Annotated in this window: 19 protein-coding genes and 1 riboswitch; of the genes, 5 read left to right on the top strand and 14 right to left on the bottom strand. The window is 56.6% G+C overall.

Annotation, left to right across the window (positions count from 1 at the left end; translation table 11 throughout):
- Positions 1–42: 42 nt before the first annotated feature.
- Together K5Y30_RS11775 and folA are read left to right on the top strand one after the other, a co-directional pair.
- A complete protein-coding gene (locus K5Y30_RS11775) occupies positions 43–1,185 on the top strand; it encodes a porin (RefSeq protein ID WP_101762142.1) in 1,143 nt (380 codons plus the stop codon).
- A gap of 285 nt (positions 1,186–1,470) precedes the next feature.
- The gene (gene folA / locus K5Y30_RS11770) at positions 1,471–1,953 is read left to right on the top strand and encodes a type 3 dihydrofolate reductase (RefSeq protein WP_137385137.1); all 483 of its coding nucleotides are present in this window, start codon (positions 1,471–1,473) and stop codon (positions 1,951–1,953) included.
- 53 nt (positions 1,954–2,006) lie between these two features.
- Here the strand turns inward: folA and apaH are convergent, their stop codons facing one another.
- From apaH to lptD, 6 genes are read right to left on the bottom strand one after another with little or no spacing between them, the layout of a single operon-like run.
- A complete protein-coding gene (apaH, locus tag K5Y30_RS11765) occupies positions 2,007–2,876 on the bottom strand; it encodes a bis(5'-nucleosyl)-tetraphosphatase (symmetrical) ApaH (protein WP_110867508.1) in 870 nt (289 codons plus the stop codon).
- Between the two features lie 49 nt (positions 2,877–2,925).
- The gene (apaG, locus tag K5Y30_RS11760; protein ID WP_101762139.1) at positions 2,926–3,303 is read right to left on the bottom strand and encodes a Co2+/Mg2+ efflux protein ApaG; all 378 of its coding nucleotides are present in this window, start codon (positions 3,301–3,303) and stop codon (positions 2,926–2,928) included.
- A gap of 4 nt (positions 3,304–3,307) precedes the next feature.
- Positions 3,308–4,132, bottom strand: coding sequence for a 16S rRNA (adenine(1518)-N(6)/adenine(1519)-N(6))-dimethyltransferase RsmA (gene rsmA, locus K5Y30_RS11755; protein WP_008108647.1), 825 nt, complete (start codon positions 4,130–4,132; stop codon positions 3,308–3,310).
- Positions 4,125–5,117 (bottom strand): 4-hydroxythreonine-4-phosphate dehydrogenase PdxA, encoded by a 993-nt coding sequence (pdxA, locus tag K5Y30_RS11750; protein ID WP_137385139.1) that lies wholly within the window; start codon positions 5,115–5,117, stop codon positions 4,125–4,127. The genes rsmA and pdxA overlap by 8 nt, the downstream gene beginning before the upstream one ends.
- Positions 5,107–6,402 carry a peptidylprolyl isomerase SurA gene (gene surA, locus K5Y30_RS11745; RefSeq protein ID WP_101762137.1) on the bottom strand — a complete coding sequence of 432 codons (1,296 nt, stop codon included), beginning with the start codon at positions 6,400–6,402 and terminating at the stop codon, positions 5,107–5,109. Before surA ends, pdxA begins: the two co-directional genes overlap by 11 nt.
- 54 nt (positions 6,403–6,456) lie before the next feature.
- Positions 6,457–8,826, bottom strand: a complete 2,370-nt coding sequence (gene lptD / locus K5Y30_RS11740; protein ID WP_225614463.1) for an LPS assembly protein LptD — start codon at positions 8,824–8,826, stop codon at positions 6,457–6,459.
- A gap of 182 nt (positions 8,827–9,008) precedes the next feature.
- Between lptD and djlA the strand changes: the two genes are divergently transcribed.
- Positions 9,009–9,821, top strand: a complete 813-nt coding sequence (gene djlA / locus K5Y30_RS11735; protein WP_061718138.1) for a co-chaperone DjlA — start codon at positions 9,009–9,011, stop codon at positions 9,819–9,821.
- A 194-nt stretch (positions 9,822–10,015) separates the two neighbouring features.
- Here djlA and rluA read toward each other — a convergent pair whose 3' ends face one another.
- The 3 genes from rluA to polB form a co-directional block, all read right to left on the bottom strand.
- Entirely contained in the window at positions 10,016–10,675 is a 660-nt protein-coding gene (gene rluA / locus K5Y30_RS11730; RefSeq protein ID WP_137385141.1) for a bifunctional tRNA pseudouridine(32) synthase/23S rRNA pseudouridine(746) synthase RluA, read from the bottom strand.
- Between the two features lie 19 nt (positions 10,676–10,694).
- The gene (gene rapA, locus K5Y30_RS11725; RefSeq protein WP_101762134.1) at positions 10,695–13,601 is read right to left on the bottom strand and encodes an RNA polymerase-associated protein RapA; all 2,907 of its coding nucleotides are present in this window, start codon (positions 13,599–13,601) and stop codon (positions 10,695–10,697) included.
- 152 nt (positions 13,602–13,753) lie between these two features.
- The gene (polB, locus tag K5Y30_RS11720; protein ID WP_222211516.1) at positions 13,754–16,114 is read right to left on the bottom strand and encodes a DNA polymerase II; all 2,361 of its coding nucleotides are present in this window, start codon (positions 16,112–16,114) and stop codon (positions 13,754–13,756) included.
- A 164-nt stretch (positions 16,115–16,278) separates the two neighbouring features.
- Here polB and K5Y30_RS11715 point away from each other — a divergent pair, with 164 nt between their 5' ends.
- Positions 16,279–17,043 (top strand): DedA family protein, encoded by a 765-nt coding sequence (locus K5Y30_RS11715; RefSeq protein ID WP_101762132.1) that lies wholly within the window; start codon positions 16,279–16,281, stop codon positions 17,041–17,043.
- Here the strand turns inward: K5Y30_RS11715 and thiQ are convergent.
- From thiQ to sgrR, 4 genes are all read right to left on the bottom strand, one after another.
- Complete coding sequence (thiQ, locus tag K5Y30_RS11710; RefSeq protein ID WP_222211515.1) at positions 17,040–17,741, bottom strand: thiamine ABC transporter ATP-binding protein ThiQ; 702 nt, start codon at positions 17,739–17,741, stop codon at positions 17,040–17,042. The two genes, K5Y30_RS11715 and thiQ, sit on opposite strands and share 4 nt — an antisense overlap.
- Positions 17,725–19,335, bottom strand: a complete 1,611-nt coding sequence (gene thiP / locus K5Y30_RS11705) for a thiamine/thiamine pyrophosphate ABC transporter permease ThiP (RefSeq protein WP_222211513.1) — start codon at positions 19,333–19,335, stop codon at positions 17,725–17,727. The genes thiQ and thiP overlap by 17 nt, the downstream gene beginning before the upstream one ends.
- Positions 19,311–20,297, bottom strand: a complete 987-nt coding sequence (gene thiB, locus K5Y30_RS11700) for a thiamine ABC transporter substrate binding subunit (RefSeq protein WP_222211511.1) — start codon at positions 20,295–20,297, stop codon at positions 19,311–19,313. The genes thiP and thiB overlap by 25 nt, the downstream gene beginning before the upstream one ends.
- A gap of 46 nt (positions 20,298–20,343) precedes the next feature.
- Positions 20,344–20,439: riboswitch (TPP riboswitch) on the bottom strand.
- 35 nt (positions 20,440–20,474) lie between these two features.
- Positions 20,475–22,136 (bottom strand): HTH-type transcriptional regulator SgrR, encoded by a 1,662-nt coding sequence (gene sgrR / locus K5Y30_RS11695; protein ID WP_222211509.1) that lies wholly within the window; start codon positions 22,134–22,136, stop codon positions 20,475–20,477.
- Between the two features lie 256 nt (positions 22,137–22,392).
- Between sgrR and K5Y30_RS11690 the strand changes: the two genes are divergently transcribed.
- Entirely contained in the window at positions 22,393–23,580 is a 1,188-nt protein-coding gene (locus K5Y30_RS11690) for an MFS transporter (RefSeq protein WP_222211507.1), read from the top strand.
- 36 nt (positions 23,581–23,616) lie between these two features.
- On the opposite strand, the gene leuD is transcribed toward K5Y30_RS11690, so the two are convergent.
- Complete coding sequence (gene leuD, locus K5Y30_RS11685) at positions 23,617–24,222, bottom strand: 3-isopropylmalate dehydratase small subunit (protein WP_101762126.1); 606 nt, start codon at positions 24,220–24,222, stop codon at positions 23,617–23,619.

The raw sequence follows: 24,222 nt of genomic DNA, 5'->3' as shown, positions 1-24,222 counted from the left end.
TCGCTCACCAATAGAGCGCTCACCTTAACTGGGATATAAAAAATGCAAATGCGTGCTTTCACTCTCAGCGCTATTGCTGCGTTACTCGCAGCGGCGCCACTCGCCAGCCAGGCGGAAATTACTTTACTCAAGCAGGATCCACAGGCGGGCGATGCGCTAAGCCGTCTCGACTTCAAAGTGGGCGGCAGTATTCGTCCGCAGTTCCAACATCAGAATGGCGTGAACGACAAATCGTACAAACGTAATGGCTACGACGGTGGCTCACGCTTCCGCTTCAGCGCCAATTATTACCTGTTCGACGACGTAAGCTGGGTCGGTTACTACGAGTTGGGCGTTAACTTCCCGGCCTGGTGGGGTTGGGACAATCATCATGCAGATGGTGCGAATAACACCTCGCGCCGCCAACTTTATACTGGCTTCAAAAGCGCCACCTTGGGTGAGCTCTACTTTGGTCAGCAGAACAGCGTTTACTACGATGTCGTAGGAGCGAAGACCGATATCTGGGATTACGACATGCTGGCGCAGGCGCCGGGCAATGGCATCAATGGTGATTACGATGGTTCTTACCGTTCGCGCAAAATGCTGAAGTACAAAAATACCTTCGGCGATGCGGATGTGTATGCGTCGTATCTGTTTGAAGATAATGAGTTCCTGCCAGGCAACGGCCTACGCTACAAGCGTAAAGGCGGTGGCTCGCTGGGTGTGAACTACCACATCACCAAAGACCTGGCGTGGGGAACCGCGTGGAACTATACCCGCGCCGATATCCGCAATCCAGGCAATGGCGACAGCAAACGCTATGACCAGAATATCTACGGTACCGCTCTGAGCTGGACGCCGGATAACTGGACGCTGTCAGCCGGTGCGGGTTGGTATGAGAACTTCTCCCCAACCAAACGTAATACCGTTAACAATTACTTCGCGGATGACGCGTGGGGCATCGAATACTTTGCTGGCTACAAATTCCCAATTGGTCAGTATGCGGTGAAATCTATTCAGCCTTACTTCATGGGCGACCGTCTGGAGTTCGTCAACGGACGTGACTACAAGCGTATTGATAACGGCGTTGGCGTGAGTGCCCAGCTGGATTACGGCTTCCGTGTCGACTACGAATATGTCATCACCTCCAGCACCGACAAGTCACTGGGCAACGTGAACCTGGTGCGTCTACGCTACGATTTCTAAAGCGTTTCAACGGCTCCTGCGGGAGCCGTTTTCTTTTTTTGCACAGAGTGCGCTTTTCTTTACACTGCGATACCAATAACGCGACGTTTCGCGCCGAGTTGTGCCGCCTCGTCAGCAATTTCTGGCTCCTCGCCCCGCAATTGCCGGGAAAGTCGGTGTAAAACTCTGTCCAATAACAAAAGTGCGGTGGCATCGGAGCTTTACGCAAATAGCGGGGGCGGCCTATCGACGAAAGTTTCGCCTTTACGTATGATGGCGCCAATTTTTTCCAGTAGGTCTTTTAACATGATTAGTCTGATCGCGGCACTGGCAGCGGATCGCATTATTGGTATGGAAAACGCCATGCCATGGAACCTGCCTGCAGATTTGGCATGGTTCAAACGTAATACCTTGAATAAGCCGGTGATTATGGGTCGTCTGACCTTTGAATCGATAGGCCGCCCGCTTCCTGGACGCCTGAACATTGTGGTCAGCAGCCAGCCGGGCAACCATGAAGGCGTCACCTGGGTGACATCGCTGGAAGAGGCGGTAAAAGCGGCGGGTGATGTCGAAGAGATGATGGTGATTGGTGGTGGACGCGTTTACGAGCAGATGCTGGCTCGCGCGGATCGCCTCTACCTGACCCATATCGATGCGGAAGTGGAAGGGGATACGCAGTTCCCGGATTACGAACCGGACGAGTGGCAGTCAACCTTCAGCGAATTTCATGACGCCGATGAGCAGAACTCGCACAGCTACTGCTTCGAGATCCTTGATCGCCGCACGTAACGTTGCCAGTGATGGCGAACCATAAAAAACCCCGCTTATGCGGGGTTTTTTATTTACGGCGTATCACTTAACGGTGGATGCGCACTCACCGCGCTTTCGGCCATCGCCTGTTCGCGATTGGATGCCTGTACGTAATACTGTTTAGTTTCCCAATGCAGCAGCGTCAATGTTCCACCCCAGCAGCAGCCGGTATCCAGACCAATCACATGTTCCGGTGTGCCTTTACCTTCCAGCGATGCCCAGTGACCAAAGATCTGCGTATAGTCGCTGTCGATTTTGCCCGGCACCTTAAACCACGGCTTGAGCGGCGGCGGCGCTGATTCAGGCGACTCTTTGCAGATCATATCCAGCTGGCCGTTCGGGAAGCAGAAGCGCATGCGCGTCAGCGCATTAGTGCTAAAGCGCAGTCGCGCCAGACCGCTGAGTTCCGGCGTCCAGTTGTTTGGCATGTCGCCATACATCGCATCCAGAAACAGCGGATAGCTGTCGCTGGAGAGCACCGCTTCCACTTCACGCGCGCACAGCTGCGCCGTCTCTAAATCCCATTGCGGCGTAATGCCCGCATGCGCCATCAACAGCTTCTTCTCTTCATCTACCTGCAACAGCGGCTGACGACGTAACCAGTTGATCAACTCATCGGCATCATCGGCTTCCAGCAGCGGCGTCAGGCGATCTTTCGGCTTGTTGCGGCTGATACCGGCATACACCGCCAGCAAATGCAGGTCATGATTACCCAGCACCAGGCGCACGCAATTTCCCAGCGATTTTACATAGCGCAGCACATCGAGCGAACCGGGGCCGCGCGCCACCAAATCGCCGGTAAGCCATAAGGTGTCCTGCTGCGGATCGAAGTCAACCTGCGCCAACAGCGCACGAAGCTCGTCATAACAGCCATGAACATCGCCAATCAGGTATGTACTCATTGTCAGTCCGATTAAAACGCGCCGCCCGGACGGGCCGGGCGGAGGAGGATTAGTGAATGTGGGTTTGCACCGCGAGTCGGAACACCGGAATCTCGACGTGGAACTCTTCGCCCGCATCGTCGATCATCACATAGTGGCCTTGCATGGTGCCCATCGGCGTTTCCAGAATCGCGCCGCTGGTGTACTGATACTCGCCGCCGGCCGCAATGTGCGGCTGTTCGCCGACCACGCCTTCACCTTGCACTTCAGTCTCGCGACCGTTGCCGTTGGTGATCAGCCAATAGCGGCTACGCAGCTGGACGTTGCTGCGCCCCAAATTGCGAATGGTGATGGTGTAGGCAAACACGTAGCGATCCTCGTCGGGCAAGGATTGCGACTCCACATACTGACTATGCACATGGATACAGACGCGGGCCAAATCACTCATGCACTCAACTCTCCGGAGTTTCTGCCTGATGCTTGCTCAACCAGTTTGCCAGTTGGCAATATTGCGCCACAGAGACGTTCTCTGCACGCAGCGAGGCATCGATTTCTAATTGATCCAGCGCACCAGCCGCAAACATATGAGCAAGGCTGTTGCGCAGCGTTTTACGGCGTTTACCAAAGGCTTCCGTGGTGATACGGCTCAGCAGACGAATATCGCTGACCGGATACTGTGGCTGCATGTACGGCACTAAACGCACCACGGCCGATTCCACTTTCGGTGCCGGCGTGAAGGATTCTGGTGGCACCTCCAGCACAGGAATAACCTGGCAATAGTACTGCGCCATCACGCTCAAACGACCATAAGCTTTGCTGCCCGGACCGGCGACTAAACGATTCACCACTTCTTTCTGCAGCATGAAGTGCATATCTTTAATCGAACCAGTATAGCTGAAAAGGTGGAACATCAGCGGCGTCGAGATGTTGTACGGTAGGTTGCCGAACACGCGCAGCGGCTGGCCTTTCTCTTGCGCCAGCGCAGAGAAATCAAAGGTCATCGCATCCTGCTGGAAAATGGTCAGCTTAGGACCGAGGAACGGGTGCGTTTGCAGACGCGCAGCAAGGTCGCGGTCCAGCTCGACCACGGTCAGCTCATCCAGACGTTCGCCTACCGGCTCGGTTAATGCACCCAAGCCGGGGCCGATTTCCACGATAGCTTCACCTTTTTGCGGGTGAATGGCGGAGACAATGCTATCGATAATGTACTGATCGTTCAGGAAGTTCTGCCCGAAACGTTTACGGGCGTAATGCCCCTGATGGACGCGATTATTCATTACTGCTCTTGATCATAGTGATGGCGAGATTAAGCGCCGTGATAAAGCTGCCCGGTTCTGCCTGACCGAGACCGGCTAATTCAAGCGCGGTGCCGTGATCGACAGAAGTCCGGATAAAGGGCAGGCCAAGTGTGATATTCACCGCGCGGCCAAACCCCTGAAATTTTAGCACCGGCAAGCCCTGGTCGTGATACATCGCCAGAACCGCATCGGCATGTTGCAGATATTTCGGCTGGAACAGCGTATCGGCTGGCAGAGGTCCGGTAAGTTGGATGCCTTGCTGGCGCAGTTCGTTGAGGGCCGGAATGATAGTATCAATCTCTTCGCGGCCCATATGGCCGCTCTCGCCGGCATGCGGATTAAGGCCGCAGACGAAGATATGAGGATGCGGTAAACCAAACTTCTGCTGCAGATCCCGATGCAGAATGGTGATCACTTCATGCAGCGTGTCGCGGGTAATTGCGGCAGAAACATCTTTCAGCGGCAGATGTGTGGTAGCCAATGCCACACGCAACTCTTCTGTTGCCAGCATCATCACCACTAAATCGCCACCGGCGCGATCGGCAAAAAATTCGGTATGACCGGTAAACGGAATGCCCGCATCGTTGATCACGCCTTTGTGCACCGGACCGGTAATCAGCGCGGCAAATTCGCCGTTCAGACAACCGTCACAGGCGCGCATCAGGGTTTCCAGCACGTAGTGACTGTTTGCGACGCAGAGTTCTCCGGCGGTCACTGGCTGAGCGGTATCGACCTGCAGCAGCGTAAGCGTGCCGGCCTGCTGCGGTTGTGCCGCAACGCCAGGTTGATAATCACGTAGCGTCAGCGGCAAACCCAATAAAGCAGCGCGACGGCGCAAAAGCTCGCCGTCGCAGCAGACCACCAATTCAACCGGCCAGTTTTGCTGCGCCAGTTGCAGGGTGAGGTCGGGACCAATCCCGGCGGGTTCGCCGGGCGTGATCACCACTCGATAATTACTGACCATTGTTATCCAGAATTTTCACGTAAGCACTGGCGCGCTGTTCCTGCATCCAGGTTTGCGCTTCTTCCGCGAATTTACGGTTGAACAGCATGCGATAGGCGCGCTCTTTCTGCGCGGCATCGGTCTTATCAACCTGACGCGTATCCAGTAACTGAATCAAGTGCCAGCCAAATGAGGAGTGAACCGGCTGGCTGACCTGGCCTTTCTGCAGCTTCAGCAATGCATCGCGGAATGCCGGATCGTAAATTTCTGGAGATGCCCAGCCGAGATCGCCGCCCTGGTTAGCCGAACCCGGATCGTCGGAGAACTGTTTGGCCGCTGCGGCGAAGGTGGTTTTACCGCTTTTAATATCCGCTGCAATCTGTTCGATTTTGGCCTGCGCCTGAGCGTCGGTCAGGATCGGTGAAGGCTTCAGCAGAATGTGACGCGCATGCACCTCAGTCACAGAGATGCTTTTGCTTTCGCCACGCAGGTCGTTCACCTTCAGGATGTGGAAACCAACACCTGAACGGATTGGACCGACGATATCGCCTTTCTTCGCGGTGCTCAGCGCCTGCGAGAACAGCGTTGGCAGCTCTTCGATTTTGCCCCAACCCATGTTGCCGCCTTTCAGCGCCTGCGGATCGGCTGAGTAAGTCACGGCCAGCTTGCCGAAGTCTGCACCGCCTTTCAGCTGAGCAACCAGTTGGCGCGCCAGCGTTTCCTGGTCGTCAACCTGCTGCTGCGTCGGGTTTTCTGACAGCGGCAGCAGAATCTGGCTGATGTTAAGCTCAGTACCTTGCGTGTTCTGCGCACCCACCTGCGTAGCCAGCGTATCCACTTCCTGCGGCAGGATAGTGACGCGGCGACGCACTTCGTTGTTACGCACTTCTGAAATCAGCATCTCTTTGCGGATCTGCGCACGATAATCGTTGTAGTTCATACCGTCGTAGGCCAGACGGCTACGCAGCTGATCGAGGCTCATGCGGTTTTGGGCGGCAATGTTCTGAATTGCCTGATCCAGCTGCTGATCGGTAATCTGCACGCCCGCTCTTTCACCCATTTGCAGAATGATGGCATCCATGACCTGACGTTCAAGGATCTGATGACGTAAGGTTTTGTCATCAGGGAGTTGCTGGTTTGCCTGCTGCGCCTGTGATTTCACGGTGCGCATCATGTTATCAACGTCACTTTCCAGTACCACGCCGTTGTTCACGACTGCGGCAACTTTATCAACCACTTGTGGGGCTGCGAACGCAGTGTTAGCGGTAATCGCTACACCAAGAATCAGCATTCTCCAGTTCTTCATACTTTATCCATTGTTGTTTCCGCACTGCGGGAGAGCCTGTCAAACATCACAACATCAGAAAGCGCGCTGGTAAGGGATGATGCCCTGACGCAGCATTTCGTTGGTGCCTAAGCCATAGTTAGAACTCAGACCACGCAGCTCAATGTTGAATGAGATTTGGTTGTCATACTTACTGTCGTTGTTTTCCCAACCGTTGATCTTGCGTTCGTAACCCAGACGAATGGCATAGCAGCACGAGCTGTACTGCAGGCCGACCAGCTGTTCAGCCGGACGACTGTTGCGGGTATCGTAGTAATAACCGCCCACCAGTGACCAGGCATCCGCAATCGGCCAGCTGGCAGTGCCGCCCACCTGTGAAATCCCGTTTTTATAGATCGGGTTAGTCACCAGGCTTGAGTTATTCAGCGCCTGCGCCACATATTCCGGGCTGCTGTAGCGATAGCTCAGCTGCACCATACGATCGGCATCCTGACGATACTCAACTACCGCATTGCCCTGCGCGACGTTATCGAGGCGGGTGTCATATTGCAGACCGCCACGCGCCCCCCAGCGATCGCTGATTTTCCAGTACGTGTCGCCGGCCCAAACCAGGCTGCCGGTGTCATCTTCCTGGTTCGTCTGGTTTACGCCGGTACGAGACGGGGTAAACGAGTAGATTTGACCCACAGAAACGTTAAAACGTTCAACCAGATCGTTATCATAAATACGCGTGGTTACGCCGGTCGCCACTTCATTTGCTGAAGCGATGCGATCCAGGCCGCTATAGGTACGATCGCGGAACAGGCCGGTGTAGTCGGTTTGCAGCAACGTCGAGTCGTACGGATAGATATTGCTCTGGTTACGATAGGGGACATAAAGGTACTGAACACGCGGTTCCAGCGTTTGCGTATAGCCTGGTTCCCAGTCCATATCGCGGTCAAACACCAGGCGGCCATCCACTTTGAACTGGGGCAGCGTGCGGTTGACCGAGTTTTCCAGCTGATTATCACGAGCGGTATTAACCGAGGTGTTGTAATACTCAACGTCATCCTGCTGATAATGGGTTGCCAGGAATTTCGCTTCGGTATCGAGACTCGCCCAGCCGTTAGACAGCGGCAAATTCAACGTTGGCTCAACATGCAGACGCGTGGTTTCAGGCATCTGGCTATTCACGTTGGTAAATTTCACCGCCTGCGCAAAGATTCGACCATCAAACGGCCCCATATCGTTCTGATAGAAGTTCAGATCGAGCTGCGGCATCGCACGATAGACGTTGCTGTTGCTGGTGTTACCAAACACCTGGAAGTCTTTGGTCGACAGCGTCGCGTCCCAGTTGGTATCCGCGTAGCCAAGGCTGAATTTCTGCGTGGCGTAACCATCGGTGGAGCTGTAGTACTTCGACTCAAGATCGTTGAAGTAATAGGGGTCGCTTACTTTGGTGTAGTCAGCGTTGAAGCGCCAGTGCTGGTCGTATACACCCGAATGGCGCCAGTAGAACAGCCAGCGATCGGAACTATCGTCCTGCGCGATACCACGCACTGCTTTGTCATTGTCGTACTGCTTATCTGACTGCAGATAATCCAGCTCCATCAAGCCAGCACCAAACACTGTCAAATAGCGGAATTCGTTCTGCAGCTGCAGACCCCGTTTTTCCATATAGTGCGGCGTGATGGTGGCATCGGCCTGCGGCGCGATGTTCCAGTAATACGGCAGCATGAACTCGAAGCCGTTATTACTGCCGTATTTCGCATTCGGGATCAGGAACCCGGAGCGGCGGCGATCGCCAATCGGTAGCTGTAAATAAGGGCTGTAAAAGACCGGCACATTGCCGAGCTTAAAGCGGGCGTTCCAGATTTCCGCGACTTCTTCCTCGCGGTCCTGGATCACTTCGGAACCGACCACGCTCCAGCTGTTGGAACCCGGCAAACAGGAGGTAAAGCTGCCGTTTTCCAGAATGGTGTAGCGATTGTTACCGCGCAGTTTCATCTGATCGGCATCGCCGCGGCCCTGACGGCCAACCATCTGATAATCACCGTTCCACACGTTGGTGTCTTTGGTGTTCAGATTTGACCAGGCTTTCGGACCTTTGAGGATGACCTGATTATCGTCATAGTGCACATTACCCAGCGCATCCACGGTACGAACCGGCGTGGTTTGTCCTTCCTGCTGACGTTGATGCAGCTGCACCTCATCGGAACGCAGGCGGCTATTGCCTTGCTGCACGTCGACGTTACCGGTGAACACCGCATCATCCGGATAGTTGCCTTTGGCGGAATCAGAATGGATGGTGACCGGCAGCGAGTTGGTGTCGCCATTGACCAGCGGGCGGTTGTAACTCGGCACGCCCAGCATGCACTGCGACATCAGATCGTCGGCGAGTGATGACTGGCTATAAAGCGCTGCACCAATCATGGTAGCCAGCAAGGTAGGTATACGTTTTTTCATACGCGGTTTCGATAATTCCATGAAAACTGGCATCATGCCGACAATCCGGTCAGAGACTAACTTACTGCCCGGCGTTGCGCCAGTGTTAATCCTTGTCTGCCCGCGTTGCCGTTAGGCGCTGAGATAAATGACAGGTATGATAATGCAATTTTCAGCCGCAAGCATGGCGAATTGAGGAGTTTATGCGCTACTGGGGAAAAGTAATTGGTCTGGCGCTCGGGATATTTTCCGGGGCAGGCTTTTGGGGCATTGTACTGGGTCTGATCATTGGTCACATGTTTGACAAAGTGCGCAGCGTAAAAGGACAGGGCTATTTCGCCAATAACCAGGCGCGTCAGACGCTGTTTTTCAGTACCACATTTCAGGTGATGGGCCATTTGACCAAATCAAAAGGGCGCGTCACCGAAGCGGATATCCAGATTGCTTCCTTATTTATGGATCGCATGCAGCTGCATGGCGATGCGCGCACTGCCGCGCAGCGTGCGTTCCGTGAAGGTAAACAGAGCGACTATCCGTTGCGCAGTAAACTGCGCGAGCTGCGCAGCGCCTGCTTTGGCCGGTTTGATTTGATTCGGATGTTTCTGGAAATCCAAATCCAGGCCGCCTTCGCTGATGGTTCACTGCATCCCAACGAACGTCAGGTGCTGTATGTGATTGCCGAAGAGCTGGGTATTTCACGCGCACAGTTCGATCAGTTCCTGCGCATGATGGAAGGCGGTCAGCAGTTTGGTGGTGGCGGTTCTTCCCGCGGCGGCGCCTATCAGCAGGCGCAACGCGGTCCTACGCTGGAAGATGCCTGCAGCGTGCTGGGCGTGAAAAGCAGCGATGATGGCACCACCATCAAGCGCGCCTACCGTAAGCTAATGAGCGAACATCATCCCGACAAGCTGGTGGCGAAAGGTTTACCGCCGGAAATGATGGAGATGGCGAAGCAGAAAGCGCAGGAGATTCAGGCGGCTTACGATCTGATTCGTAAGGAGAAGGGGTTTAAATAATTTTATTGCTGTCCCCCATCCCGGTCTTCCCCCGCAAGAGGGGGAAGGAGATACTGCCCCATGCAGCTTCATCACTAACATGTAGCAACATCTTCCTCCCCCATTTATGGGGGAGGACCGAGGTGGGGGGCAGCAAGCACGGAACGAGGAGAGGGACTGCAAGCACGGACCGAGGAGGGGCAGCATCTCCAACACTAAAATCCCGCCGGCTGCCTGAACGTCATGCTATTGCCAAACGCCGGATGGGTGATCGTCAGCGACTCCGCATGCAACTGCAAACGCGGCGCCATCGCCAGCGCCTCATCATGTGCATAAAAGCGGTCGCCAAGAATCGGATGCCCCAGCGCCAGCAGATGCACACGCAGCTGGTGTGAGCGTCCGGTAATTGGCTTAAGCTTGACGCGCGCACTGTTCGTGGCTTCATACTCCAGCACCTGATATTCGGTCTGCGCCGCTTTGCCGTTCTCGAAACACACCATCTGCTTCGGCCGATTCGGCCAGTCGCAAATCAGCGGCAGATCGATCAAACCCTCTTCTGCCGCTGGATGGCCCCACACGCGCGCCACATAGTATTTGGAAGGCTCGCGCTCACGGAACTGTCGCTTGAGCTCACGCTCAGCCGCTTTATTCAGGGCCACGACGATCACGCCGCTGGTAGCCATATCGAGACGGTGCACCGATTCCGCCTGTGGGAAATCACGCTGGATGCGCGTCATCACGCTATCCTTGTGCTCTTCGAGACGGCCCGGCACCGACAGCAACCCGCTCGGTTTATTCACTACCATAATGTGCTCGTCCTGATACAGAATATGCAGCCAGGGTTCGAGCGGCGGGTTGTAAGCTTCCATCAGCATGATGTCGCGGTCCTGAACATTATTGGTGCGTGACAACGATCAGACGCAGCGCATCGAGACGCCAGCCTGCATCGCCCAGGCTTTCCAACACCTGTTCGCGATTGCTTTCCAGCGCTTCAACCTCGTCATCACGGATGTTGGGGTTAACCGCGCGCAGCGCTTCGAGACGTGACAGCTCAGCACCGAGTTTCTCTTCGGCTTCCACTTTCGCTGCCGCGATAATCGCCTGCGCTTCCGGAACGATCGCTTTTTCGGCCTGGGTCAGAATCTCGTGCACGTCTTGCTGCACCGCATTCACCAGCTTGCTGCCGGTATGACGATTCACCGCATTCAGCTGACGGTTAAAGCTTTCAAACTCCACTTTGCCCGCCAGATTGTTCCCGGCGCGATCCATCAGTAAACGCACCGGCGTTGGCGGCAGGAAGCGGGTGAGCTGCAGACTTTTCGGCGCTTGCGCTTCAACCACATAGATCATCTCGACCAGCAGCGTCCCGACCGGCAGCGCCTTGTTCTTCAGCAGCGACAGCGCACAGCTACCGGTATCGCCCGAAAGGATCAGGTCGAGGCCGTTGAGGATCAGCGGATGTTCCCAGGTAATAAACTGGGTATCTTCGCGCGACAGCGCCTGGTTGCGGTTAAAGGTCACGGTGCAACCCTCTTCCGGCAGGCCAGGGAAATCAGGCACCAGCATGTGATCGGACGGCGTCAGCACGATCAGGCTATCGCTGCGGTCTTCCTGATTGATGCCGACGATATCGAACAGGTTCAGCGCAAAGTTAACCAGATCGGTATCGTTGTCCTGCTCGCCGATGGCATTTGCCAGCTCCTGAGCGGCTTCACCGCCGTTGGAGTTCAGTTCCAGTAAGCGATCGCGTCCCTGTTCCAGCTGTGATTTCAGCGCATCGTGCTGCTTGCGGCTTGCGCTGATGAACTCATCGAGTCCCTGCGGATTTTCCGGCGCGGCAAGATATTCAATCAGCTGATTGTACTCGTTGTCATAAATGGCGCGGCCAGTTGGGCAGGTGTGTTCAAACGCATCCAACCCTTCGTGATACCAGCGCAGCAGCACCGCCTGCGCGGTTTTTTCCAGCCACGGCACCAGAATCTGGATGTCATGCATCTGGCCGATACGATCGAGACGACCGATACGCTGCTCCAGCAGATCCGGGTTGAACGGCAAATCGAACATCACCAAACGGCTGGCGAACTGGAAGTTACGGCCTTCAGAACCGATTTCGGAACACAGCAACACCTGCGCGCCATCCTCTTCGGAGGCGAAGAAGGCTGCTGCGCGGTCGCGTTCGATAATCGACAAGCCTTCGTGGAACACGGCGGCACGGATGCCTTCGCGCTCACGCAGCACCTGCTCCAGCTGCAGCGCGGTGGCGGCTTTGGCGCAGATCACCAGCACTTTCTCTTTGCGGTTGCTGGTGAGGTAACCCATCAGCCACTCAACGCGCGGATCGAAGTTCCACCATGTACCGCTATCGCCTTCAAATTCCTGATAAATCTGCTCGGGATACAGCATGTCACGCGCGCGCTCTTCTGCGCTTTTGCGCGTGCCCATGATGCCGGAGACTTTAATCGCGGTTTGATACTGCGCCGGCAGCGGCAGACGAATCTGGTGCAGCTCGCGTTTCGGGAAGCCCTTCACGCCGTTACGGGTGTTACGGAACAGCACGCGGCTGGTGCCGTGGCGATCCATCAGCATCGAGACCAGCTCTTTACGCGCGTCTTCTTTGCCATCGCGATCGCTGTTCGCCACTTGCAGCAGCGGCTCGATATCCTGTTCACCGATCAGATCGTTAATCAGGTTCATCTCATCTTTGCTGATGGCGTGGTCGGCCAGCAGCGAGCTCACCGCATCTGCCACCGGACGATAATGCTGCTGCTCTTCGACAAACTGGCCGAAATCGTGGAAACGATTTGGGTCGAGCAGACGCAGACGCGCAAAGTGGCTCTCTAAGCCCAGCTGTTCTGGCGTGGCAGTCAGCAACAGTACGCCAGCGGTTTTCTCTGCCAGCTGCTCGATAACCTGATATTCGCGGCTCGGTGCGTCTTCGCTCCATGCCAGATGGTGCGCTTCATCAACCACCAGCAGATCCCACTCGGCATCGGCCAGCAGCTCAAGACGCTGCTTGTTACGGCGTACAAAATCGAGCGAACAGATAATCAGCTGCTCGGTTTCAAAGGCATTGTCGCTGTCGTGCTGCGCTTCGGTGTAGCGATCGTCATCAAACAGCGCAAAGCGCAGGTTAAAGCGACGCAGCATTTCCACCAGCCACTGATGTTGCAGCGTTTCCGGCACCACAATCAGCACACGCTCGGCACGACCGGCCAGCAGCTGTTGCTGGATGATCATCCCGGCTTCAATGGTTTTACCCAAGCCCACTTCATCTGCCAGCAGCACGCGCGGCGCGTGGCGACGGCCGACATCGTGAGCGATGTGCAGCTGATGCGGAATCAAATTGGTGCGCATCCCGCGCAGGCCGCTGATCGGCAGGCGGTATTGCTCGCTGTGGTATTTGCGTGCGCGGAAACGCAGCGCAAAGCGGTCCATGCGGTCGAGCTGACCGGCGAACAGGCGATCCTGCGGCTTGCTGAACACCAGTTTGCTGTCCAGCATCACTTCGCGCATGACGACGCCCGCTTCTTCGGTGTCGAGACGTGTGCCGATGTAAGTCATTAAATCGTTTTCGTTGCGGACTTCATCGACGGTCATCTGCCAGCCTTCGTGGCTGGTGATGGTGTCACCCGGATTGAAAATCACACGAGTGACCGGAGAATCGTTTCGGGCATACAGGCGGTTTTCGCCGGTTGCCGGAAAAAGCATGGTGATCATGCGCGTATCGAGCGCGACCACCGTGCCCAATCCCAGTTCACTTTCCGTATCACTAATCCAGCGCTGACCCAGTGTAAAAACCATATATTTTTTGCTCGACTCTCTGACATGCCATAAAGAAGTTCACCTGTACTCAGGCAATACCCAACCGCCAAACGGGTGTTTGGTCAGATTGTGAGTGCGGTGAGAATCAGGAAGGGCGCTATGGTACTGGATGGCAAGGCATTCGTCACCTGTCAAAAAAGCCCCAGCTGCCCAGTAATGAGTGTAGCAAAGTCGTCACCGACGAACGGCAAAATGCCGTCAGCCACCGGCTGCAGCTGTTTGGTGACGTAATGATCGTAGTCGAGGGGCGTATTACGCGCCTCGAGCGGTTCCGGTCCGGCCGTGGCCATCACATAGCGGATCGAGCCACCGTTTTGATACTGCAGCGGGCGCTGCAGCTTGCGGTTTTGCTCATCGGCGAGACGCGCAGCGCGCACATGTGGCGGCACATTGCGCTCGTAATCTTTCAGCGCGCGCCGCAGGCGTTTTTTATACACCAGCTGATCGTCGAGTTCACCGTTCAGCAGCTGCGCCACCGTTTCGCGAATGTAATCCTGCCACTGCTCGCCACGGAAAATACGGCCATACAGATTTTGCTGGAACTGCTGCGCCAGCGGCGTCCAGTCGGTGCGCACTGATTCGAGGCCTTTAAACACCAGCCGCTCGCCGCCCTCGTTGCGAATCATGCCGGCATAGCGCTTTTTGCTGCCCTGTTCGGCGCCGCGAATGGTAGGCATCAGGAAACGGCTGAAGTGCGTTTCATACTCCAGCTCCAGCGCGCTCTCCAGCCCATAAGTCGATTGCAGATGCTGCCGCCACCAGCCGTTCACCTGTTCAGCGAGATGACGACCAATCGCCGTCGCCTCCGCTTCACTGTGCGCGCCTTTCAGCCAGACGAAGGTGGAATCGGTATCGCCGTAAATCACATCAAAGCCTTCCGCTTCAATCAGCTCGCGCGTTTGCTGCATGATGGCGTGGCCGCGCAGGGTGATGGATGACGCGAGGCGCGGATCGAAGAAGCGGCAGGCGCTGGTGCCGAGCACGCCATAAAAAGCATTCATGATAATTTTCAGCGCCTGCGACAGCGGTTTGTTGTTGTCGCGCTTGGCGGCTTCACGCCCTTGCCAAATCTGCTCGACAATCGCCGGTAAACAGTGGGTTTCACGGGAAAAGCGCGCATTGCGGAAGCCGGGCACGGAATCGGCGTCATCCGGGTGCGCCAGACCCTCCACCAAACCCACCGGATCGATAAGGAAGGTGCGAATAATTGAGGGATAGAGGCTTTTGTAATCCAGCACCAGCACCGAATCGTACAGGCCGGGCCGCGAATCCATCACGTAGCCGCCGGGGCTGGCTTCAGGTGCCACTTCGCCGAGATTCGGCGCCACGAAACCGGCACGGTGCATGCGTGGGATATAGAGATGACCAAAGGCCGCCACTGAACCGCCGTGACGATCCACCGCTAAGCCATTCACCGTGGCGCGTTCCAGCAGGAACGGCATGATGGCGGTGTGCTGGAAAATGCGCGTCACCAGCTCGCAATCCTTGAGATTATATTTCGCCAGCGCCGGTTTATCATTGGCAAAGCGCCAGTTGATCTCTTCCATGCGATCCCACGGATTATTGATGGCCTTGCCTTCACCAAGCAGCTGGCGCGAGACCGCTTCAAGGCTGAAAGAGGGGAAATCCCAGAAGGCAGATTTGAGCGCGTCGATACCATCAATAATCAAGCGGCCCGTTGCCTGCGCGAAGAACACACCAGGTTTGAAGCCGTGCTCGCGCCACTCCAGCGCCTGCTTCTGACGCCCTAAACGCAGCGGAATGCCGTAGCGATCGGCGTGTTTCTGCAGTACGCGCAGATCGAACTGCACTACATTCCAGCCAATAATCACATCCGGTTCATGCCGCTCAAACCACGCGTTGAGCTGCTCAAGCAGCTGCGGGCGGCTATCAACATAGATCAGTTCAAAATCGAGCGTGCTGGCATCGCCGTTGGGCGGACCGAGCATGTAAACCTGGCGCTGACCGCAGCCTTCCAGCCCGATGCAGTAGAGCTCACCGTGCTGCGTGGTTTCGATATCCAGCGATACCCATTTCAGCTGCGGACGGTAATCAGGATGCGGTTTCAGACGCGCGTTGACCACGCTGTCACCGCGTGTTTCACCGCTAAACCACACCGGCGCGGTGATAAAGCGCTCCATCAAATAGCGTTCGGGTGGCCGAATATCCGCTTCATAGACCGGAATGCCGTTTTCACGCAGGCGCTTTTCCAGATTTTGCAGCTGACGATTGCTGCGGCAATAGAGGCCAAACACCGGGCGGCGGCGGAAATCCTTCAGCTCCAGCGTTTGCAGGCGCGTATGGCGTTCGTCGCGGATCAGCGCTTCGGTTGGCGTGCGAAACTCTTCAGGCACAAACGCCACGGATTCCTGGGCAGGCAGCACCAGCCGCTGCGGGCCGCTGTCGGTGGCCAGCCACAGCACCACTTCGCTGCCAGTCGGCGTATCTCGCCAATGTCGGGTAAGCAGAAAACCTGCGCGCGGATCGGTCACGTGAACTCCAGAGAATGAATTGCATTGAGTATAACATGGATGTTTATACAGTGTCCTGCAGGCGAAATTGTCACCACTTTGTCAACATCGTTCTACAATTCTTGCCTTGACGGCTACCTGCATGCTCTGGACAATCCAGCCTCTATATTCCGCAGAGGATATTTATGGAAGCCTGGATTCAACACCTGTTTTCGCAATCGCTGGAGTACGCGCTGATCGCTGTGGCGCTGGTGACCTTTCTTGAGTCGCTGGCCTTCGTGGGATTGCTGTTGCCGGGCACGGTATTAATGGCCAGCCTTGGGGCGCTGGTCGGAAGCGGACAAATTGGTCTTTACCCTGCGTGGGCGGCCGGATTCGTTGGCTGTTTAATCGGCGATTGGGTCTCTTACGGCATCGGCTGGAAGTTTCAGGGGCCGCTGCATCGCTGGAAATATCTGAAAAAGTACAAGGGTTTGCTGGATAAAACCGAGCATGCGCTGCATCAACACAGCATGTTCACCATTCTGGTGGGGCGATTTGTCGGCCCGACGCGTCCGCTGATTCCGCTAGCAGCGGGCATGCTGGAGTTGCCGGTGCGCAAATTCCTGCCGCCTAACCTGATTGGCTGCATCCTCTGGCCGCCCGCGTATTTGATGCCGGGCATTCTGGCGGGCGTGGCAATTGATGTACCACAGGCCGCGCAGGGCGGCAGCTTTAAATGGCTGCTTTTGCTGGTGGCGCTGCTGCTGTGGATCGGTGGCTGGTTGCTGTGGCGCTGGTCGCGCAGCGGTAAAACGGTGGATTGGGCGACAAAGTATCTGCCTGCATCGCGTTTGCGCTGGCTGGCACCGCTGATGGCGGCGATTGGCCTGGGCGCGTTTATCGCAATCCAGTTCCATCCGATGATGCCAATCTTCCGCCACCTGCTGTGGAAAGTTTTCTTCGCTTAACGCGCTGTCACGCCAAGGATGGCGGCCGCGGCACTTTCACCGCGCACCAAACTCTCTGTACTGCCATCCCAATAGATGCGCCCGTCGACGATCACCAAACTGCGCGGCGCAATCTGCTGAGCATCTTCCAGGCTGTGCGACACCATCAACAAGGTGATGTTGCGGCTTTCGCATACCGAACGTACCAGTTGCAGCATCTCGTTGCGCAGCGCCGGATCCAGCGCTGAGAAGGGTTCATCCAGCAGCAAAATCGGCTGATTGCGCAGCAGGCAACGCGCCAGTGCCACGCGCTGACGCTGGCCGCCGGAAAGCTGACCAGGCAAACGCGTTAGCATCGCCTGCAGGCCGGTTTGCTCGGCGATATCCACCACTTGTTGCTGCTGTTCGCGCGTCAGTTTCAGGCCCGGATGTAAACCCAACGCCATGTTTTGCTGCACCGTGAGATGCGGAAAAAGATTGTTCTCCTGGAACAGCATGGAAACTGGCCGCGCCGACGGCACGCTGTGGGTATGATCAACGCCGTTCATCACCAGCGCGCCTTGATTGATCGGCAAAAAGCCGCCAATCAGACTCAGCAAGGTACTTTTCCCCGCGCCGCTCGGACCGAGGATCGCCAGACGTTCACCCGCCTGCGCTGCAAAACTGAAGCGCATCGGCAGATGCTGATAAAGGTAAGTGAGGTTATTCAGTGTCAGCATGGCGACCCGGTAATTTTTCCATCAGAGTAAAAAGTAGTAAGCAGAGCAGCAGCAGCAGGAGTGCGGTGACGGCACCGTCCGCACCGCGATAGGCGCCAATCTGTTGGAACAGATAGAAGGGCAGCGTGCGGAAATCGGCGCTGCCGAACAGCGCGACCACGCCAAAATCGCCAATCGACAGCACGCAGGCAAACGCCAGCGCCTGAGCAATCGGGCGTTTCAGCGCGCGTAGCTCAATCAGCCGCAAGCGGTTGAAGCCGGAGATGCCGAGTGAAGCGCAGAGCTGGCTGTAAAGGGCGCTGATATCGCGCATCGGATTCTCCAGCACTTTCATCGCATAAGGAATGGCGATCAGGGCGTTAGTAAAGATCACCAAACCATCGGCGCGCTGCGGCAACCCCACGGTGGCGTTGAACAGCAGAAAGAAACCGCTCGCCAGTACAATGCCCGGCATCGCAAGAATCAGCATGCCGCTCATCTCCATCGCCTGCGCGGCGACTCTGTTCTGGCGCTGCCGCAGTTCGCGGCTGCTCCATAGCAGCATCATGGTCAGCACCACACTGAGCACGCCGGCGCCCACGGCAATACGCAGCGAGGTAAAGGTGGCTTGCCACAGCGCCGCTTGTTGCAGCGCACCGGCAACGCCGCCGCGCAAACCATCGACGATTACTGCCGCCAGCGGCGGTAGCAGCAGCAGCAGCGCCAGGCCAATCAGCACCGTATCGCTGATGCGCGCCTGCCATGAATCCTGCGGATCGCGCCAGCCGCGAATGCTCTGGCTGCCGGTGGGAATGGCTTTGCTAAAGCGCTGGCTCAGCAGCACCAGCAGCAAACAGCAAGCGAGCTGTAACAGCGCCAGCAGCGCCGCGCGGCCCGGATCGTAATCGAAATTCAGCGCCTGATAGATCGCCAGTTCCAGCGTGGTCGCTTGTGGTCCGCCGCCCAGCGCCAGCACCGTGGCGAAGCTGGCGAAACAGAGCATAAAGATCAGTGCCGCCGTCGGCAGAATCTGACGGCGCAGCCACGGCCACTCCAGCAAGCGAAACAGATTCCAGCCGCGCAGGCCAAGCTGGGCGGCGACTTGCCGCTGCTCGCCGGGAATGCTCTCCAGCGCCTGTAACAGCAGGCGCGTCGCCAGCGGTAGGTTAAAGAAGACGTGCGCCAGCAGAATGCCCTGCAGACCATACGGCGAAAAGTGGTAGTCAAAGCCGATGGTCGTGCACAGTTGTGCCAGCCAGCCGCTGCGACCGTACACGCTGAGCAAGCCAAACACCGCCACCAGCACCGGCAGCACCAGCGTCATGGCGCACAGACGTAGCAACAGATTGCGTCCCGGAAAACGGCGACGATAGAGCGCGCGCGCCAGCAGGATCGCGGGCAGCACCGACAGCAGCGCCGACAGCAGCGCCTGCTCAAACGAGAACAGCAGCACATGATGCAAATAGCTGTCGTCGAGTAGCGCGCGCCAGTCGGTGGCCGGAGCGACCATCACCAATGCGCCAAATGCCAGCAGCGCCACCGCGCACAGCAACAGCGCGATGGCGCTACCGGGAATCAACCAGCCGGGCATTAACGGCTTACGGCGCTTTGCCATGCGCTGATCCACGCGGCGCGATGGTCGGCGACTTCGGCTGGCGTGAATTGCAACGCCTTCGTAGGCACCTGCAACGTTTGATAACCGGCTGGCAGATCGCTTTTGATCACCGGATACATCCAGTTGCCGGTAGGAATGGTCTGCTGGAAGGCCGGAGAAACCATAAACTGCATGAACTGCTGCGCCAGCTTAGGCTGTTTGCTGCTGGCGAGCTGCGCGGCGACTTCCACCTGTAAATAGTGGCCTTCGCTGAATTTGGCCGCGGCGTAATTCTCTTTCTTCTCTTCGATGATGTGATAAGCCGGAGAGGTGGTGTAGCTCAACACCAGATCGCCTTCGCCTTTCAGGAACAAGCCGTAAGCTTCGCTCCAGCCTTTGGTGACGGTAACGGTTTTTTGCGCCAGCTTCTGCCACGCGTCAGCTGCGTTATCGCCATACACTTTTTGCATCCACAGCAGCAGGCCAAGCCCCGGCGTGCTGGTGCGCGGATCTTCATAAATCACGCGCCATTTTTCCGGGCTTTCGACCAGCTCTTTCAGGCTTTTCGGCGGGTTCTGCAGCTTGTTTTTATCGTAGACGAAAGCGAAGTAGCCATAATCGAAAGGGATAAAGGTTTGATTGTTCCAGCCGTCCGGCAGTTTTAAGCCGCGGGTATCGACGCTGCTTTTGGCAAACAGGCCGGTTTTCTCCGCCGCCTGAACCAAATTGTTATCTAACCCGAGCACCACATCGGCTTTGCTGTTTTTGCCTTCCATGCGTACTCGATTGAGCAGCGATACGCCATCTTCCAGCGCCACATACTTCAGCTCGCAGTCGCACTGCGCTTCAAAGGCTTTTTTGACCGCCGGACCGGGGCCCCAATCGGCAGAGAACGAATCGTAGGTGTAAACGGTCAGAACCGGTTTGGCAGCGAAAGCCGGTGCCGTAACCAGCAGCAACATAGGCAGAACTTTGTTTAACACTTTGCGCTCCTTGAGGAGAAGAGATGTTGAGTCGCAAAGGATCTGAGGCGTGAGGCATCTCAAATCCCTACGCCGGTATTAGCCGGATCAGGTTCGACGGGTTTCTCTCAGCCCTGATATCAAGGCACCCCGTTGAGAACGGCTCATTCTAGACATTTATATGACAGCGCGAAAGGATCACAGCTCCGGTGGTGCAAACCAGGCTGATTTGAAGTCAAACCAGCCGAGCGTATTCAGTCGCACGCCGCGCATACTGCGTTGCCCTTCCAGCAGCAGCCAGTGATGGAACAGCGGATGCAGATAGTCGCGGTCGATCAGCTGTTTGCTCCATTCCGCCAGCGGTAACGCTTTCTGCCGCCAGCGCGCGGCATCGGCTTGCCAGTCAATCGGAATGCAGTGATGCATCAACGGCAACTCGAACAGTTGGGCGAACAGCGCGTACTCCAGCGGCAGGGTAAAGTTGACGCTGCCGAGCCAGATATCACTCTCACCTTCGCCATCGAACCACTCTTCGTAGCTCACGACACGAGTAATTAGTTCAACACCTTGCTGCGCCAGCAGCGGTCGCAGCGCGTTGGCGATACCTTCATGCTCAACGTGATGGCTGTACCAGCTCAGCGTCAGCTGAGTTAAGCCTGCCGGTTTATCGGCGGAGGTGAGATCGCGGCGATGGTGCCAGCGCGGCAGCAAGCCATAAGCCGGGAACCAGTAACGCTGATAGCCGACGCCAGCATGATTCAGTAAGGCGATGGGATTAAACAGATAGCTTACCCAGCGGCGGAAATGCGCATCGCGGCCCAACTCGGAGCGCTGATCGTACAGCAGGAAGTAGCAGCCTTCTTCCAGACGACTCTCTTCCGATTTTTCATCGGCGGTTTCGCCTTGCAATTTAACCCCGGCATACACCAGCTCGTCGCTGATCTCCGGCAGCACCCAAATCGACACATCGTCAATCAGCGCGCGATAGCCAAAGTAATCATCAAAGGCGGCGATTTTCAGCTGCGTTTGCTGATTGCGCACCACGCTGTACGGACCGGTGCCAAGCGGCTGGCGGGCAAACTGGCGCAGCGTGGGCCATTCGCGCGGCAGGATCATCGCGCTGACGCTGGCCAGCAGCCACGGCAACCAATCGTCCGGCTGGCTCAGATGAATATCCAACGTCCAGGGCGCGGGCGAATCCAGTTTACTGATGTGAGAAAAAAGCGGCTGGCTGCGCACGCGCTCCAGCGAAGCAATCACATCCGCCATTTCCAGTTCACGGCCATGATGAAAACGAATCGCCGGGCGCAGGAAGAAACGCCACTGCAGCGGCGAGGTTTGCTGCCAGTGATGGGCGATATCGGGTTCGATTTCCCCCTTTTCCTCATTTATACGCATCAGGCCGTTGAAAATTTGTCGCGCCAGATGGGTTTCCGAACGGCGCAGCGGCGAACCGGGTAGCAGATTGGGCAGCGGGCGATAATAGAGCACGCGCAGGATGTGTTTACCCTGGCGGAAGCTGCGGCCTAAATGTGCCGCAATCATCTGGCGCACCTGGTTTTTATCGCCCACCAGCTGCACTAACTGTTCGATACGATCTTGTTCCAGCAGATCCTCGGCGCGCTGCTGCTGGAGCGCCAGGCCGGTGTAGCAAAAACTCAGCATTGAGCGCTTGCCGCGTCCCGCTTCTGCCTGCCAAATCAGCCAGCCTTCGCTTTGCATGGCGTTGAGCAGGTTACGCATATGGCGACGCGAGCAGTGCAGCAGATCGGCCAGCTCGCTGAGCGTGGTTTCCTGATCCTGCCCCTTACAGCTTTGCCATAGGCGGATAAATTGCTGCTGCAGACGTGAAGAGGACATAAAAGGGGAACTCCTTGTCAGAATCGCTCAGTTTTTCCTGCCTCATATTAGAGGCATACTGCCCGGCAATGGAAGAGCGGGAGGCATTCAGCAATGAATGGCGCTCTGCCAGCGGTTCCGCCGACGTGGAACCTCTTTCTGAGTAGGGTGCATTTTCACCGCCAGCAGCGCTTTATCTGCTGGCTTTTTTCGTTTTGCTGTAGAATCTTCTACCCTCATTTCTCTACCTATTTTTTATTCGCAAAGGGATTTCTGCATGAAATCGCTGTTAACGCGTCAACGTCGCATCAATCCGGTCTACCTCTCGTTTATGGCGGTGTCGTTTATGACCGGCGTGGCCGGTGCACTTCAGGCGCCGACGCTGAGCCTGTTTCTGACGCGCGAAGTACAGGTAAGTCCGTTCTGGGTCGGCTTGTTCTTTACCATCAATGCGATCGCGGGGATTGTGGTCAGCCTGCTGATGGCGAAACGCTCCGATAATCAGGGCGATCGTCGCAACCTGATTCTGTTTTGCTGCCTGATGGCGACGCTGAATGCGCTGCTGTTTGCCTTCAATCGCCACTATTTAACGCTGGTGACGCTGGGTGTGTTTTTGTCGGCGCTGGCCAGCGTGTCGATTCCGCAGGTGTTTGCCCTCGCGCGGGAATATGCCGATCAGTCGGCGCGTGAAGTGGTGATGTTCAGCTCGGTGATGCGTGCGCAGCTGTCGCTGGCGTGGGTGATCGGGCCGCCGCTGTCGTTTGCGCTGGCGCTTAACTACGGCTTTGAGACGCTGTTTTGCGTGGCGGCGGGGATTTTCCTGCTGAGCATGCTGCTGATCTGGCGTACCTTGCCCTCGGTGCCGCGCGTGGTGGCCTCGCCTGAACAGGTGCTGACGCAGCTTAGCCCGTGGAAAGACAGTCAGGTGCGGTTGCTGTTTATCGCCTCCGTCACCATGTGGGCGTGCAACACCATGTATATCATTGATATGCCGCTGTATATCAGCACCACGCTGGGCCTGCCGGAGAAGCTGGCGGGATTGCTGATGGGCACCGCCGCCGGGCTGGAGATTCCGATCATGCTGCTGGCCGGCCATTACGCGCGGCGCACTGGCAAACGCAACCTGATGCTGCTGGCGCTGGTGGCGGCGATTGTGTTTTATCTCGGATTGGTGATGTTCCAGTCGCGCACTGCGTTGATGGTGCTGCAACTGTTTAACGCCGCGTTTGTTGGCATCATCGCCGGAATTGGCATGTTGTGGTTCCAGGATTTAATGCCGGGCCGCGCGGGTGCGGCGACGACGCTGTTCACCACCTCAATTTCCACCGGCATGATTATCGCCGGCATCATTCAGGGCACCATGAGCGAACGCTTTGGTCATGAGTCGGTTTACTGGCTGGCGTTGGGGCTGGCGGTGCTGGCGTTGGGATTGGCGTCGCGCGTGCGGGATGTGGTTGATAGCTAGCAAAGAGAAGGGCGACAGGATGTCGCCCTTGTTGCCTCAGCGTAAGAACGCGGGCTGATTGGTCTCGTAGCTGGAGATAGACGCTTCGTGTTGCAGCGTCAGGCCAATGCTGTCGAGGCCGTTGATCATGCAGTGACGGCGGAAGCTGTCGATTTCGAAGCTATAAGTCTTATCGCCTGCGGTTACAGTTTGCGCTTCCAGATCCACGGTGAAGGTGATGCCCGGCTGCGCGGCAACCAGTTTGAACATCTCATCCACTTCTTCATCGCTCAGCTTCACCGGCAGCAGCTGGTTGTTAAAGCTGTTGCCGTAGAAAATGTCGGCGAAGCTTGGCGCGATCACCACATGGAAGCCGAAGTCGGTCAGCGCCCACGGCGCGTGCTCACGCGATGAGCCGCAGCCAAAGTTCTCACGCGCCAGCAAAATGCTGGTGCCTTTGAACTCCGGTTTGTTCAGCACAAAGCTGGCGGTTGGCACGGTGCCCGCATCATCTTCAAAACGCCAGTCGTGGAACAGATGCGCGCCAAAACCGGTGCGCGTCACTTTCTGCAGGAACTGCTTTGGAATAATGGCATCAGTATCGACGTTGGCCGCATCCAATGGCGCCACAATGCCGGTGTGTTGAGTAAATTTGTTCGCCAT

The sequence above is a fragment of the Pantoea sp. DY-5 genome, assembly GCF_019795955.1.
GTDB classification, from domain to species: domain Bacteria; phylum Pseudomonadota; class Gammaproteobacteria; order Enterobacterales; family Enterobacteriaceae; genus Pantoea; species Pantoea leporis.
This window is presented reverse-complemented; position numbering and strand designations above follow the sequence as displayed.